Genomic DNA, 14,389 nt, shown 5'->3' on the forward strand with positions numbered 1-14,389 from the left:
ATGGCGATACCGGACCGCGGAGCGAGCAGGGCAAAACTCATGTTATTCCTGTTAGCAGCGATGATGATTTCCGTGTTTATAACGGATGGCGGCAGTGCTAAGGCGGAAGGAGAGCCAGCCGCCCAACTGCAGCCGGATGGTCAGGAAACGAAAGCACTAATTGATGAGGGACTCGGAATCGTGGAAGCGGAGCCGATAGAGTCCTATTGGAACAAGCTGCGTGATGAATATGGGGGATTTTTCCCTGATCGCGAAGTGCCCAGCTTTGGGGAAATGCTGATGCCGGGCGGAGGCCTTAAACTATCCGATGTGCTGCAAGGGCTGCTGCGTTACATATGGCATGAAGTGCTGTATAACGGCAAGCTTCTGGTCACGATCGTTATGCTCACCGTATTCAGTATGGTTTTAGAGACGCTGCAAAACGCTTTTGAACGAAATGCAATCAGCAAAGTCGCTTATTCCATCACATATATGGTGCTTGTCATTATAGCGGTCAACAGCTTCAACGTCGCCATCGGCTACGCGCGGGAAGCGATAGAAAACATGATTACTTTTATGCTGGCGATGGTTCCGCTTCTGCTTACGCTGCTTGCCTCCATGGGGAGCGTCATTACAGTATCGGTGCTGCATCCCCTCATCATTTTTATGATTCATGTCGTTGGAACCGTCATTTACACATTCGTTTTCCCGCTTCTGTTTTTTTCGGCGGTTTTGCATATCGCCAGCGCATTGACTGAAAAGTTCAAGGTAACGCAGCTTGCGAATTTGCTTCGAACGATCGCGGTCGGAACGCTTGGGGTGCTGCTGACCATCTTTCTCGGCGTGATGTCCGTCCAAGGGGCGACGGGTGCGGTGACGGACGGAGTAACGCTTCGAACGGCCAAGTTTGTCACCGGAAATTTTGTGCCGGTCGTTGGCAGAATGTTTTCCGATGCGGCCGATACGGTCATCTCAGCCTCGATGCTGGCGAAAAATGCAATCGGTCTAGCAGGCGTCATTATCTTGCTGTTTTTAAGTGCTTTTCCCGCTTTGAAAATATTAACTTTGGCGCTCATCTACAACGTTTCGGCAGCGATCATGCAGCCGCTGGGCGACTCGCCGATCGTCGGCTGCTTGCAAACGATCGGCAAAACGATGATTTATGTGTTTGCCGCGCTGGCGGCGGTCAGCCTCATGTTCTTTTTGGCAGTAACGATCATTTTGACGGCGGGCAACGCGGCTTTAATGGTACGGTAGCGAATAATTGGCATTACGGTTTTGGTTTCCAAAAGCGGCTTTGAAGGAGGTGAGCTGAATGTGATCGCATGGCTTAGCGACTGGCTTAGAGATATTATCGCGGTCATTCTCCTTGCCATGCTGGCGGAGCTGCTGCTTCCCAACAAGGCGATGCTGCGGTATGCAAGGCTGGTTGTCGGGTTGTTTATTTTGCTCACCATTCTTTCGCCCATTTTAAAGCTGCTTCAAACGGATATGGCGGACAGGCTGGACGCCGGCATCGCCCTTTGGAGCGAACAATCGGCCCAGCAGAAGACGGGCTCGCCAAGCTTGGAGCAAATTCAGAAAAGAGCCGAAGAAATTCGCGCCAAACGGGATGAAGAAGCGGCCAAGCTGACGGAAAAAACGTTGGAACAAAATATGCTTAAAGATATCGCAAGCAACGTGAAATCGGGAGTGGAGTCGGTCGATGTCGAATTGACGTGGAAAAAGGGCGGAGAGGCTGGCGGCACGCCGAACATTGTCGGAGTGATTGTAACGCTCAAAGCCCTTGGAGCCGGCCAGAAGGAGGCGCCGGAGCAGGGCGCAGCTGAATCGGTGGAGCCAATAGCCCCCGTTTCCATATCGGTTGAAGTGAAAGAGGACGCTGGCGCTCCGGCAAAGGAGACGGGATCTTCGCCGGAGGAGCAGAAACAAGCGGGCTTTGTACCTCCGAGCCAAGCGGAAGCTTCAGCTATCGGGAGCGTTTTGGCAAAAAATTGGGGAGTACATGGAAGCCTTATTGCTATAAAGCAGCGCAGCCCAGCGGGGGTAGCTCAATAAATCGTTTCTAGAAAGGAGGATCGGGGATGGTCAAATGGCTTAGCGGGTTGGAATCGGCGCTTGGCGGAGGGCCTGGCGGGCCGAAGCGTGTCCGCACGCTGCGCATTCTATTAATCGTAGGCGGCATTGGAGCGGCGCTCATGTTATTAAACTCTTTTCTTCCGTACAAGGACGTTGCTCGTTCCGATCAAGACCCCAATCCTCCGCCTGCAGCCGAGGAAGCGTGGAATAATCGCAGCGCAGCGCCGGCCTCTCCCTTTGAAACGATTGAAGGGGCTCTGGAGACGAGGCTCAAAGAAATATTGGAAAAGATTGTGGGGGTTGGCACCGTTGATGTGCTCGTAACCATCGAATCTACGGAGGAGACCGTGTATGAGCGGAACATAAAGGATACGCAGACGATAACGAATGAAAACGACAAAAACGGGGGGGTGCGGCATATTACATCAATCGGCAAGGACGGGCAAATTGTTTTTTACGAAGTTTCGGGCGACCAGAAACCGATTGTGACCAAAACGATCAATCCCCGAATTCGCGGTGTGCTTATCGTAGCCAAAGGAGCGGAAAACGCGACGGTGAGACGATTGATTACAAGCGCTATCGAAAAAGGAATCAGCGTGCCCGTCAATCGAATATCGGTCATGCCAAGCAAGCAGTAAGCCGCATCAAAGCATTAGCAGTAGAAAATTGATTTTATCCATTTTAATAAACCCATTTCGAGGAGGAAAAAAGAATGAACACAAAAAGACAAACGATTTGGCTTGTATCGATGCTTAGCTTGATGGTGGTGCTGTCCGCCTACTACTTGTTTACACAAGACATTAAAGATGCCGACAAGTTGTCCGAAGGAGAGAAGCCGGGGCAAAATGTAACCGAAGTAGCCGGTAAAGGTGAAGAGGTTGTTGTCGATGAGGTGTTGCAGTCCGAGGATCAGGAGGGGATTAGCGCTGTCAACGAGCAGTTGCTTGAGAAGCTTGAGCGCGAAGGGCTCGTCCAAGGCGGCATTTTCAGCGAGCTGCTGGCGAAACGCGACAAGCAATACGAGGAAGAGCATAATCGCATTTTGTCAGTTATTGCGGACGTAAACAACGAGCCTGACAAATCGGCGGCCGCCTTTGCCGAAATGGAAAAGCTGGAGGACAAAAACTCCAGAATTCAAACGCTTGAATCCGCCTTGATGGAGCAATATCAAATTGCGCTTGTTTCTTCGGAAGCGAACGATCGTTACAAAGTTGTCGTCACAAGCGAAAAGCTGGAGAAAAAAGAAGCGGCCGGCATCATCGATCAAGTGACGACTGCGCTTGAAATCGATGCAGCCCAAGTGTCTGTGCAATATGTGCCGGAACCATAAAACGACAAATTAATCGCCGAAACAAAGAGACTCCGTTCGAGCCTGGGCTTAAGTGCCGAAGCCGGACGGAGTTTTTCTGTTTAAAAAAAGATTCGTGTTTCACCGTTTTATGGTATAATACATTTCGTTATGTGAAGAAGAGGAGTGATTACGTTCATGTTCAAGTTGAGCGAGATTAAAGAATTGGTCAAGCTGGTCGATCAAACATCCGTTCAGGAGCTCGAAATTGAAAACGAAGGCGCACGTCTGCACATCCGTAAACCAGACAAAACTGAAGTGGTGAATGTGCAAGCGGCTCCAATTACGCATACATATTCACAACCCGTTGATCCAATTATGGCGCAGACGATTCAGCAAGCCGTACAGCCTATCGTTCCTGAAGCTGCTCCTGCCAAATCCGTTTCGGCGGATCTGCACCAAATCGTATCGCCTATGGTAGGCACTTTTTACAGCTCTCCTTCTCCGGAAGCGGCGGCTTTTGTTAAAGCCGGCGACCGTGTTGGAGTAAAAACTGTCGTTTGTATTTTGGAAGCGATGAAGCTGATGAATGAGCTGGAAGCCGAAGTTAATGGAGAGATCGTAGAAGTTCTCGTCGCAAACGGCCAGCTGGTCGAATATGGCCAACCGCTGTTCCTGGTGAAAGCGGAGTAAACTTCCGCCCTAAGGGGTAACTGTTGTTGAAAGGGGTTCCTACGTGAAATTCCAAAAAATATTAATTGCAAACCGCGGAGAAATCGCGGTTCGAATTATTCGCGCTTGTCGCGAGCTCGGCATTAGCACCGTTGCGGTATATTCCGAAGCGGATCGTGATTCGCTTCACGTCCGTCTGGCGGATGAGGCTTATTGCATCGGGCCGACCTTGTCTAAGGACAGCTATTTAAATTTAACGAATATTATGAGCGTGGCGACCATTACAGAATGCGACGCCATCCATCCAGGTTACGGCTTTTTGGCCGAAAACGCTGATTTTGCTGAGATTTGTGAATCGTGCAATATTACCTTTATTGGACCGTCTCCTGAGGCCATCAGCAAAATGGGCGACAAAGCCGTTGCCAAAACGACGATGAAAACGGCTAACGTTCCTATTATTCCGGGTTCGGACGGCCTGATCGAGAACATGGACGAGGCGATCAGCATCGCTCGTGAAATCGGTTACCCGGTTATCATTAAAGCTACGGCCGGCGGCGGCGGCAAAGGCATTCGGATTGCCGAAGACGAGGAGTCTTTGGTGAGCCAAATTACAACCGCCCAGCAGGAAGCCCAAAAGGCGTTCGGCAACGCAGGCGTTTATTTGGAAAAATATTTGACGGGCATGAAGCACGTCGAAATTCAAATTATGGCGGACAAGCACGGCAACGCCGTTCATTTGTTCGAGCGCGACTGCTCTGTTCAGCGCAGACGCCAAAAGCTCGTGGAAGAAGCTCCTTGTCCGGTGCTGTCTCCTGAGCTTCGTCAAGAAATGGGTCAAGCGGCCGTCCGGGCTGCGCTTGCGGTTAATTATTCCGGCGCGGGTACGCTTGAGTTTTTGCTTGGCCAAGACGGCAAGTTTTATTTCATGGAGATGAATACCCGTATTCAGGTAGAACATCCTGTGACCGAAATGATTACAAACGTTGATCTTATTAAAGAAATGATCAGCGTAGCCGAAGGAAATCCGCTTTCGTTCAAGCAATCCGATCTGACCATTAATGGATGGTCGATCGAATGCCGGATCAACGCGGAAGATTCCGAGAGAAACTTTATGCCGTCGCCTGGACATATTCCGTTTTATTTGCCTCCGGGCGGCGCGGGCGTTCGGGTTGATAGCGCGGTTTATCCCGGCTATACGATTTCGCCGCATTACGACTCCATGATCGCGAAGCTGATTGTATGGGGAGCGACTCGCGAAGAGGCGATTGCCAGAATGAAGAGAGCATTGTCTGAATTTGCGATTGAAGGCATCAAAACAACGATTCCTTTCCATTTAAAACTGCTTAGCCACCCTAAGTTCGTGCAGGGCGATTTCGACATCAAATTTCTGGAGGAGCATGATATTAACGCTCCCGAGGAAGCACTCAGCCACAATTAAAACAAGCTGCTGATCGTTTGTCATAATTCATGCTGAATGTTATAGTATAGAAATAAGATGCGGATCACTGCTTGGCTGGAGCCGAGCGCGCGTTACAATAGGGAGGTGTATATCGAACATGAGTACGATAGCTGCGGATTACGAAAAAACAGAAATCGGTACGATTCAAATTGCACCTGAAGTCATTGAAGTGATTGCCGGACTTGCCGCCGTTGAAGTAGACGGGGTAGCGGGCATGAGCGGCGGATTTGCCGGCGGTATTGCAGAGCTGCTTGGCCGCAAAAATTTGTCCAAAGGCGTAAAGGTTGAGGTCGGTCAGCGGGAAGCTGCTGTCGATGTATCCATTATCGTTGAATACGGCAACAAAATTCCGGAAATTGCTTCCGAAATCCAGCGTAACGTTAAACGATCCATTGAGATGATGACGGGTCTGCATGTAGTAGAAGTGAACGTTCATATTCACGACGTTTATTTCAAACCGGCAGAAAAGCTCGAAGAGGAAGACAGCCTAAATCGAGTGAAGTAGTTTAGATTTGATTCGTACAAACCCCCTCGTGATTGGGCATGCCGCTCGGCGCAAGGGGGTTTCATTCGGTTTGACGGGAGGAGAGGGCTCTTTGATTAAAGTGGTGGACAAGCTTTTGTTGTTTTTGTTCAGCCTTGCGATCGGCGTCGTTTCTGTGTTTATGGCGGCTCTGGGATTTGGATTGATATCGCGCGAGATGGCGTTTGATATGCTGGAGCACTTATATCCGTTTAATCCGATTTCCATTACAGTCGGTGTCGTAGGCATTGTCTTGTTTCTTATCAGCCTTCGTTTCTTTATCGTTTCTTTGCAAAGAGGCTCCTCGTCGAGTCAATCCATTGATCAACGTACGGAATTCGGTGACATTCGGATTTCGATCGAGACCATTGAAAACCTGTCTCTGAAGGCGGCCGCCAAGCAAAGAGGCGTTAAGGATTTGAAGGCGCGCGTTCGCGCATCCGATGCGGGGCTTGAAATTGTGCTTCGTGCCGTTATCGACGGTGAACATTCCATTCCGGCTTTAACGGAAGAAATTCAGCGCACGGTGAAGGAACATATTGAAGAGATAACGGGTTTGCCGGTTATTAATGTCGCCGTGTTTATCGCCAACGTCGTCCAAGCAAATACGTTCAAAAGCCGCGTGGAATAGAGGTGGACTTACCGATGTGGAGGGAGTTCTGGGGAATCTATTGGAAACGGCTCGTTGGTGCCGCTGCAGGATTGTTTTTTGGATTGATTTATTTATTCGTTGGATTCTGGGACATGCTGTTTGTAGCGCTTCTCGTTTTCATCGGCTACTGGTTTGGCAAGCAGAAAGAAAGTACGGATGGCCCGGTCATTCCTTGGCAGCGCATGTGGAATGCCCTGCTGGAAAGATTTCGTCCATTTCGCTGATTCTGTGGTCTCCTCCGTATTCCGGATTTCGGACAGCCGCTTATTCGGGGCAGGGAGGAGATCATAGTTTTTTTCTGAAAAAATAATAACTGGCAAGAACGGATATGGAGGTCCCATGAAACGGAGATTGGCAAGAGAAATAGCGGTATCTAGTCTTTATCAAATGGAAATGAACGAGGTAACAGCTGCTGAGGCAGTCGAAATGCTGATGGACGAGCTTCGGCAGGAAAATGAAATCGGCGCGGATCCGTCTGAAATCGGAAGCACCGATGATTTTGCCCGAGAGCTCGTTTTTGGAGTTATGGAAAGAAAACAGGCGATCGACGGCATGCTTCAGCAATTTTTGACGGGCTGGCAAGTGGATCGTTTGTCGCGCGTAGATCGTCAAGTGCTGAGACTGGCTTGTTACGAGATCGTATTTAGAGATGACGTTCCTCCAAAGGCCGCCATTAACGAAGCGATCGAGCTGGCAAAACATTTTGGTACGGAAGAATCGGGTAAGTTCGTAAACGGCGTACTCGGGAAATTGCTTCAAGACATTAACGAATTAAAAGCTTAAAGAGATCGAATTTGGGGTATTTAACATAAGTAGATTTAACCATTGGGGAGAGGAAAAACGAATATGAGCGCAACCATTATCGACGGCAAAAACACAGCTAATCAAATGCGGCTTGAAATGATAAATGAAACGGCGGCTTTAAAAGAGCGGGGAATCGTTCCCGGTCTGGCCGTCGTTCTCGTGGGAGAAGATCCCGCGTCGAAAGTGTACGTCGGCTCCAAGGAAAAAACTTGTCAGCAGCTAGGCATTTATTCTGAAGTGTATCGGCTGGAAGAAAGCACGTCGGAAGCCGATTTGCTCGCTCTTATTCAGCGGCTTAACGAGGAGCCTGCCATTAACGGCATTCTCGTTCAGTTGCCGCTTCCCAAACATATTAACGAAAAAGCAGTGATTGACGCTATCAGCGTCAAAAAAGATGTAGACGGTTTCCACCCCGTTAGCGTCGGAAATTTAGCGATTGGCGACGACAGCTTGCTGCCATGCACGCCTGCCGGAGTAATCGAATTGATTAAGCGCAGCGGCGCGGAAATCGCAGGCAAACATGCTGTCGTCATCGGACGCAGCAACATTGTCGGCAAGCCGGTTGCCATGCTGCTCCTTCGCGAACATGCGACGGTAACGATCTGCCATTCGCGTACGACGAATATGGAGGAGATCGCTAAGCAAGCGGATATTTTAGTCGTGGCGATCGGCAAGCCTAAAGCGATCGACAGCAAATACGTGAAGCCGGGAGCCATTGTCATCGATGTTGGCGTCAACCGTCTGCCGGATGGAAAGCTCGCTGGAGATGTGGATTACGACGATTGCTTGGAAACGGCAAGCTCCATTACTCCGGTTCCGGGCGGGGTAGGACCGATGACGATTACAATGCTGATGAAAAATACGATTACGGCGGCGAAGAGGGCACACGGAATCGAGGTGTAGACGTCGAATGGGAACACAGCCCAAAATTTATTCGGTCAAAGATGTAAATAAATATATCCGTATGAAAATGGAGTCCGACCTCGTTTTGGGAGATGTTTGGATTCGAGGGGAAATTTCAAATTTCACTCATCATTCCAGCGGACATATGTATTTTACGCTAAAAGACAGCGATAGCCGCTTGAAATGTGTCATGTTCGCCTCTCATAATGCCAGGTTGCCTTTTATTCCAAAGGAAGGGACAAAGGTGCTGGCAAGAGGCAATATTTCCGTTTTTGAACGGGACGGGAACTATCAGTTTTACGTGATGGCGATGCAGCCTGACGGCATTGGCAGCTTATATTTGGCGTATGAACAATTGAAGGGAAGGCTTGAGAACGAAGGGTTGTTCGCACCTTCGCGCAAAAAGCCTCTTCCTCTATACCCGAAAGCGATCGGAGTCGTCACTTCTCCTACAGGCGCCGCAGTTCGCGATATTATGACCACGATCCGTCGCCGATATCCGCTCATTCCGATTTATGTGTATCCAGTGCTGGTGCAAGGCAAAGGGGCTGCCGCCTCCATTGCGGAAGCTATCGAATCGATGAATCGTTTTGGCGAATGCGACGTATTAATTGTTGGGCGCGGCGGAGGCTCTCTTGAAGAGCTCTGGGCTTTCAACGAAGAAATCGTGGCAAGAGCGATTGCGGCCTCCAATATTCCCGTCATTAGCGCAGTCGGACATGAAACCGATTTTACAATTGCCGATTTCGTCGCGGATTTGCGGGCGGCTACCCCAACAGCGGCAGCCGAGCTCGCGGTGCCTCATATTGTGGAACTGAAGGAAAAGGCTGAACGTTTGAAGCAAAGGTTGAACGGTTCTATTCAATCCATTGTAAAATCGGATAAGGAACGGTTAAGCCGGTTAAGAAGATCGCCTTTTTTTGTACATCCACGAAGATATATGCTCGATCAGGCACAGCGGCTGGACCGTCTAAGCGATCGTCTGCATCAGAGGATGCTGCGCAAAGTGGCATTGGAGCAAAACCGGCTGACACGTCTCCACTCTGGGCTATCAGGACATCACCCAGGCAACGGCGCAGCTTTTGCAGCCAAAAGGTTGGCCGAGTGGATGCATCGACTGGAAATGGCAGCTTCATCCACGACCAAATCCAAAAAACTGCGTCTTCATGGAGCAATCCGGCAGCTGGATGCGCTTAGTCCGCTTAAAGTGATGGCGCGGGGCTACAGTCTAGTTTACAAAGGGGAATCGGACGCCCTTATCAAGTCTGCGCGCGAGGTTTCCGAAGGTGACGGAATTACGGTTCGGCTAGTGGACGGCAGTCTATATTGCAAAGTGGAAGGCGTAAAAGGAGGAAGGAAAGATGAAAGCGGATCAACTGGAGGAGCTTAGCTTTGAGCAAGCTATGGAGAAGCTTGAGTCTATCGTAGCCAAGCTCGAAAACGGCGATGTGCCGCTGGAAACAGCGATTGATTTGTTTCAGGAAGGCATGAAGCTGTCGCAGCTTTGCGGCGGAAAATTGGAACAAGTCGAAGCTAAAATCGAGCTTTTGATGGAAACGGAAAATGGCTTCCAGAAAAAAACGTTTGTTGCGGCAAACGAAGATAAAGGGGAATAAGCTTGAACGGTAGCTTTGATATTCGCGATTATTTAAAACAATGCGCCGAAAGTACCGAAGCGGCGCTTCGCCATTCCTTGCCCTCCAAATGGGACATTCCGGCAAAACTGCGCGAAGCGATGAACTATTCCTTGGAAGCGGGGGGCAAACGGATTCGCCCAGCGCTTGTGCTGACTTCGGCAAGTAGCGTACAAGGGTCAGAATCTGCCTGGAACGCAGCTTTGCCCATTGCGTGTGCAGTTGAGTACATACATACATATTCTCTTATACATGATGATTTGCCCGCGATGGACAATGACGATTTCCGAAGAGGAAAACCAACGAATCATAAAGTGTTTGGCGAAGCGATGGCCATTTTGGCTGGGGATGCGCTGCTTACCCATGCATTCAGTTTAATTGCTGGCGCGTCGCGCAATTCCGGAGTTCATCCCGTAGCGGCGCTTGCCATAGTGGATGACTTATCGAGGCTAGCGGGCGCTCCCGGCATGGTTGGAGGCCAAGCAGCCGATATGATGGGCGAGCAAGGCATAACCAGCATTGATGAGCTGGAATATATCCATTTGCACAAAACAAGCGATTTGGTCGTCTTTTCGGTGACGGCTGGAGGCCGGGTTGGCGGGGCTAGCGAAGAGCAGTTGGAATTGCTCGCTCTTTTTGGCCGCAATATTGGTCTCGCTTTTCAAATACAGGATGATATTTTGGATTTGGTTGGCGATGAACAGAAGCTTGGCAAAAAAACAAACAGCGACGTCGCCCAGCAAAAAGTGACCTATCCGTTCCTGATCGGAATGGATGAAAGCAAAGCTTTGGTGGATAAGCTGACACGCGAGGCGAAGGACGCCATTCAAGCTGCGGGACTTGCCCAGCCGGAACGATTGTTGCAAATTGCCGATTATTTAGTCCATCGCGACCATTGACAGCTTTGGAATCAAGGATCTCGAATTGGGAAGTGGAACGGGATTGTGCTATAATAGGTAAAATGTAGACGTCTATAATGTGTGTGCTTATCGACGTTCTCGAAAGCGAGGAAAGTAAAGTGCTGCTGGATCAAATTAACGGGCCCCAAGATTTAAAACACCTGACGATAGCGGAACTGGAGCAGCTAGCCGAAGAAATTAGGCAGTTTCTAATCGAAAAGCTATCCGTGACAGGCGGTCATTTGGCTCCTAATTTGGGGGTCGTCGAATTGACCTTGGCTATGCATTATTTATTTGATAGTCCTGAAGATAAATTTATTTTTGACGTAGGGCATCAATCTTACGTTCATAAGGTGCTGACGGGACGCAAGGACCGTTTTGACACCTTACGCAAATATAAAGGCATGTGCGGCTTTGTCAAACGTGCCGAGAGCGAGCATGACGTGTGGGAAGCCGGCCATAGCAGCACGTCGTTGTCCGCAGCAATGGGGATGGCGCTTGGCAGAGACATAAAGGGCGGAAGCAATCGTGTCGTAGCGGTCATCGGCGATGGCGCATTAACGGGCGGTATGGCGCTTGAAGCGCTTAACCATATCGGACATGAGCAGCGCAATATGATCGTTATCCTGAACGATAATGAGATGTCGATCGCTCCAAACGTTGGAGCTCTTCACCACTATTTGGGGAAAATAAGAACCGACCGCCATTACCAAAAGGCTAAAGACGAGCTGCAGCATCTGCTGAACAAAATACCGGCGATAGGCGGCAAGCTCGCCAAAACGGCAGAACGATTCAAAGACAGTTTGAAATATTTGCTTGTCAGCGGTATTTTGTTCGAGCAATTTGGACTAACTTATTTGGGGCCGGTCGACGGCCACGACTTGGAAGGTCTTTTGGATATATTGAAACAAGCGGATGCGGTGCAGGGCCCTGTGCTCGTTCATGTGCTCACCGTCAAAGGGAAAGGCTACAAGCCAGCCGAAGCGGATTCCCATAAATGGCATGGAGCCTCGCCTTACAAAATCGAATCGGGGCAAATGGTCAAAGCGGTTGGACCGCCTATGTATACGAAAGTATTCGGCGATATGCTGATTGAGCTGGCGGAGAAGGATGAGCGAATTGTTGCCATTACTCCTGCAATGCCTGGCGGCTCCGGGCTGCTGGAATTTGAAGAAAAGTTTCCTGGACGGATGATTGATGTCGGAATCGCTGAGCAGCATGCTGCGACGATGTCGGCGGCGCTCGCCATGGAAGGCTTAAAGCCTGTGTATGCTGTTTATTCCACCTTCCTGCAAAGAGCCTATGACCAGGTCGTGCACGATATTTGCCGTCACAATGCCAATGTTGTCTTTGCAATCGATCGCGCTGGTTTTGTAGGCCCAGATGGAGAAACTCATCAAGGCGTTTACGATATTGCGTTTTTGAGGCATGTGCCTAATTTGGTTCTTATGATGCCAAAAGACGAAAATGAGCTGCGGCGCATGATGAAGACAGCTTTCCTTTACGATGAAGGCCCAATTGCGATCCGTTATCCAAGAATTAATGGGGTTGGCGTTGAGCTTGAAGCCGATCCGCTTCCAATCCCGATTGGGAAATGGGAAACGGTTAGAGAAGGCGAAGGCTACTCCATTCTCGCCCTCGGCCCTATGATCGAATTGGCGGAAGGCGCTGCTGATTTGTTAAAGCGTGAAGGCATCAATGCGGAAATTGTAAATGCACGGTTTATTAAGCCGCTAGACGAAGCGATGCTGCTCTCTCTTGCCGAGCAAGGGAAGCGGATCATCGTAATCGAAGAAGGCTCAGAGCTCGGCGGATTTGGAAGCGCGGTACTGGAATTTTATTCACAGCAGGGGCTTTACGACGTTCCTGTTAAAATTTTGGGAGTGCCCGACATTTTTGTCGAGCACGGCTCGATCCAGCAGCAGCGCGAGGAAATTGGCTTGACTGCGGAGAGGGTAGCAACGGAGCTTCGCGCCATGCTGCCGCGCAAGATGAAGCGCGCCACCGGCCAGGCTTAACGTTTAAGGAGCATGATGACAACGAGCGGGAAAGAACGAATAGACGTATTGTTGGTGGAAAGAGGCTTTTTCGATAGCCGTGAAAAGGCCAAAAAGGCGCTTATGGCGGGATTGGTTCTCTTGGACAACGAGCCGATTGACAAAAGCGGCACAAAAGTGCCCCGCTCAGCGGATATAAAGGTAAAGGGAGCACTACACCCTTATGTCAGTCGCGGTGGATTGAAGCTGGAAAAGGCAATTAAAGGCTTCGGCATCGATATGACAGGCAAAGTCATGCTGGATATTGGAGCTTCTACAGGAGGATTTACGGATTGCGCTTTGCAGCACGGTGCAAGCTTTGTATATGCAATTGATGTCGGCTACAACCAGTTGGATTGGTCTTTGCGGCAGCACGAGCAGGTTAAAGTGATGGAGCGAACCAATTTCAGGTATATGGAGCGCGCACAGTTGGAAGGTCCGGCACCTAGCTTTGCGAGCATCGATGTGTCCTTTATTTCGTTAAAGTTGATTTTGCCCACGCTTGCGACATTAATGGAGCCCGGCTCCAGTGTTGTTGCGTTAATAAAGCCGCAATTTGAGGCGGGCCGGGAGAAAGTCGGCAAGTCAGGAGTCGTACGCGACTCTGCGGTTCATCTTGAGGTTTTGCAAACGGTTCTCTCTCATGCGGCGGAAATCGGATACGAATTGCAAAATATAACGTTTTCGCCGATTACCGGAGGGGAAGGCAATATCGAATTTTTAGCCTTTTGGCTCTGGAACGGCAACCCCGGCGCGAAACTTTGTCAGGAATCAGAGCTTGAAGCAGTAGTGAAGGAAGCGAACGCAACTTTCAAGATATCTAAATAAATAACAGCAACCAGGAAGGATGCCGATCAGTTTAAAGCTGCTTGGCATCTTTTTGCTTTACAGGGATTGCAGTTATTTGATACACTTAAGCCAAACAAACGTTCGCTTTCGAACTGCGCCGAATTCCAAATGAATGAGGTGTATTGCTGAAATGGACAAGTACGGCGATTGGTTTGTTATGGTGATTGCCGGCGTTTTGCTGGCTATGTGGCTTTTTCGCTCTTTTTACCGCTGGCTTCATGCTCCCGCTACCATAAATCGGGTTAAACTAGGGAGAGGCGGAAAGTTAGCGGAAAAGGACGAAAACGTCGAGCTTTTGCAACGCAAAGGGTATCAAGTCATATCGGGGAAACATGCCATACCGATTCCAATTGAAGTGGACGATGCCTTTTTGACAACCGGTACCCGGCTATACATTGATTACATGGCGGAGAAGGACAATTGCACTTACATTGTGAAAGCCGCACGCGACAGAATGCCAATGGATTGGACGGCAAGCGGCATACGAGACCGATTGCTCATGTATGCGCTGCTGTTGCCGGACTGCTCGGGCATTTTATACATAAACGCAAAAGAAGATCAAATCCGTAAAATTACATTTCATATCGCCGAATAATATCGACGGAGGTTATA

17 protein-coding genes are annotated in these 14,389 nt (G+C 49.6%); all 17 read left to right on the top strand.

Annotation, left to right across the window (positions count from 1 at the left end; all coding sequences use genetic code 11):
• Positions 1-1,236, top strand: a complete 1,236-nt coding sequence (gene spoIIIAE, locus ACFQZE_RS02195) for a stage III sporulation protein AE (protein ID WP_379353194.1) — start codon at positions 1-3, stop codon at positions 1,234-1,236.
• Between the two features lie 60 nt (positions 1,237-1,296).
• Entirely contained in the window at positions 1,297-2,037 is a 741-nt protein-coding gene (gene spoIIIAF, locus ACFQZE_RS02200; RefSeq protein WP_379353197.1) for a stage III sporulation protein AF, read from the top strand.
• 26 nt (positions 2,038-2,063) lie between these two features.
• Entirely contained in the window at positions 2,064-2,696 is a 633-nt protein-coding gene (spoIIIAG, locus tag ACFQZE_RS02205; RefSeq protein WP_379353199.1) for a stage III sporulation protein AG, read from the top strand.
• Between the two features lie 74 nt (positions 2,697-2,770).
• Positions 2,771-3,388, top strand: a complete 618-nt coding sequence (locus tag ACFQZE_RS02210; RefSeq protein ID WP_379353202.1) for a SpoIIIAH-like family protein — start codon at positions 2,771-2,773, stop codon at positions 3,386-3,388.
• Between the two features lie 156 nt (positions 3,389-3,544).
• Positions 3,545-4,039 (top strand): acetyl-CoA carboxylase biotin carboxyl carrier protein, encoded by a 495-nt coding sequence (gene accB / locus ACFQZE_RS02215; RefSeq protein WP_379353204.1) that lies wholly within the window; start codon positions 3,545-3,547, stop codon positions 4,037-4,039.
• 43 nt (positions 4,040-4,082) lie between these two features.
• Positions 4,083-5,456 (top strand): acetyl-CoA carboxylase biotin carboxylase subunit, encoded by a 1,374-nt coding sequence (gene accC, locus ACFQZE_RS02220; protein ID WP_379353206.1) that lies wholly within the window; start codon positions 4,083-4,085, stop codon positions 5,454-5,456.
• Between the two features lie 118 nt (positions 5,457-5,574).
• Positions 5,575-5,982, top strand: coding sequence for an Asp23/Gls24 family envelope stress response protein (locus tag ACFQZE_RS02225; protein ID WP_379353209.1), 408 nt, complete (start codon positions 5,575-5,577; stop codon positions 5,980-5,982).
• 91 nt (positions 5,983-6,073) lie between these two features.
• On the top strand, positions 6,074-6,631 hold the full coding sequence (gene amaP / locus ACFQZE_RS02230) for an alkaline shock response membrane anchor protein AmaP (RefSeq protein ID WP_379353211.1): 558 nt from the start codon (positions 6,074-6,076) through the stop codon (positions 6,629-6,631).
• A gap of 14 nt (positions 6,632-6,645) precedes the next feature.
• The gene (locus ACFQZE_RS02235; protein WP_379353213.1) at positions 6,646-6,876 is read left to right on the top strand and encodes a DUF2273 domain-containing protein; all 231 of its coding nucleotides are present in this window, start codon (positions 6,646-6,648) and stop codon (positions 6,874-6,876) included.
• Positions 6,877-6,991: 115 nt separating this feature from the next.
• Positions 6,992-7,435: a transcription antitermination factor NusB gene (gene nusB, locus ACFQZE_RS02240; RefSeq protein ID WP_379353215.1), complete on the top strand. Its 444-nt coding sequence runs from the start codon at positions 6,992-6,994 to the stop codon at positions 7,433-7,435.
• Between the two features lie 63 nt (positions 7,436-7,498).
• Positions 7,499-8,359, top strand: a complete 861-nt coding sequence (folD, locus tag ACFQZE_RS02245; RefSeq protein WP_379353217.1) for a bifunctional methylenetetrahydrofolate dehydrogenase/methenyltetrahydrofolate cyclohydrolase FolD — start codon at positions 7,499-7,501, stop codon at positions 8,357-8,359.
• A 7-nt stretch (positions 8,360-8,366) separates the two neighbouring features.
• Positions 8,367-9,749, top strand: a complete 1,383-nt coding sequence (xseA, locus tag ACFQZE_RS02250; protein ID WP_379353220.1) for an exodeoxyribonuclease VII large subunit — start codon at positions 8,367-8,369, stop codon at positions 9,747-9,749.
• A complete protein-coding gene (gene xseB, locus ACFQZE_RS02255; RefSeq protein ID WP_379353222.1) occupies positions 9,721-9,975 on the top strand; it encodes an exodeoxyribonuclease VII small subunit in 255 nt (84 codons plus the stop codon). The genes xseA and xseB overlap by 29 nt, the downstream gene beginning before the upstream one ends.
• A 2-nt stretch (positions 9,976-9,977) precedes the next feature.
• Positions 9,978-10,892, top strand: a complete 915-nt coding sequence (locus ACFQZE_RS02260; protein ID WP_379353225.1) for a polyprenyl synthetase family protein — start codon at positions 9,978-9,980, stop codon at positions 10,890-10,892.
• A gap of 119 nt (positions 10,893-11,011) precedes the next feature.
• Positions 11,012-12,910, top strand: coding sequence for a 1-deoxy-D-xylulose-5-phosphate synthase (gene dxs, locus ACFQZE_RS02265; protein WP_379355463.1), 1,899 nt, complete (start codon positions 11,012-11,014; stop codon positions 12,908-12,910).
• A 15-nt stretch (positions 12,911-12,925) separates the two neighbouring features.
• Positions 12,926-13,756, top strand: coding sequence for a TlyA family RNA methyltransferase (locus tag ACFQZE_RS02270; RefSeq protein ID WP_379355465.1), 831 nt, complete (start codon positions 12,926-12,928; stop codon positions 13,754-13,756).
• A 151-nt stretch (positions 13,757-13,907) separates the two neighbouring features.
• Complete coding sequence (locus ACFQZE_RS02275; RefSeq protein WP_379353227.1) at positions 13,908-14,372, top strand: hypothetical protein; 465 nt, start codon at positions 13,908-13,910, stop codon at positions 14,370-14,372.
• Positions 14,373-14,389 lie beyond the last annotated feature (17 nt).

The sequence above is a fragment of the Paenibacillus sp. GCM10027627 genome, from assembly GCF_042675505.1.
Lineage (GTDB): Bacteria > Bacillota > Bacilli > Paenibacillales > Paenibacillaceae > Pristimantibacillus.

Bases quoted from the DNA above. Each gene is read 5' to 3' on its own strand.
- nusB (WP_379353215.1), top strand. From the start codon at position 6,992: ATGAAACGGAGATTGGCAAGAGAAATAGCGGTATCTAGTCTTTATCAA.
- spoIIIAE (WP_379353194.1), top strand. From the start codon at position 1: ATGGCGATACCGGACCGCGGAGCGAGCAGGGCAAAACTCATGTTATTC.
- ACFQZE_RS02235 (WP_379353213.1), top strand. From the start codon at position 6,646: ATGTGGAGGGAGTTCTGGGGAATCTATTGGAAACGGCTCGTTGGTGCC.
- ACFQZE_RS02210 (WP_379353202.1), top strand. From the start codon at position 2,771: ATGAACACAAAAAGACAAACGATTTGGCTTGTATCGATGCTTAGCTTG.
- folD (WP_379353217.1), top strand. From the start codon at position 7,499: ATGAGCGCAACCATTATCGACGGCAAAAACACAGCTAATCAAATGCGG.
- accB (WP_379353204.1), top strand. From the start codon at position 3,545: ATGTTCAAGTTGAGCGAGATTAAAGAATTGGTCAAGCTGGTCGATCAA.
- xseA (WP_379353220.1), top strand. From the start codon at position 8,367: ATGGGAACACAGCCCAAAATTTATTCGGTCAAAGATGTAAATAAATAT.
- ACFQZE_RS02270 (WP_379355465.1), top strand. From the start codon at position 12,926: ATGACAACGAGCGGGAAAGAACGAATAGACGTATTGTTGGTGGAAAGA.
- spoIIIAG (WP_379353199.1), top strand. From the start codon at position 2,064: ATGGTCAAATGGCTTAGCGGGTTGGAATCGGCGCTTGGCGGAGGGCCT.
- ACFQZE_RS02225 (WP_379353209.1), top strand. From the start codon at position 5,575: ATGAGTACGATAGCTGCGGATTACGAAAAAACAGAAATCGGTACGATT.
- xseB (WP_379353222.1), top strand. From the start codon at position 9,721: ATGAAAGCGGATCAACTGGAGGAGCTTAGCTTTGAGCAAGCTATGGAG.
- ACFQZE_RS02275 (WP_379353227.1), top strand. From the start codon at position 13,908: ATGGACAAGTACGGCGATTGGTTTGTTATGGTGATTGCCGGCGTTTTG.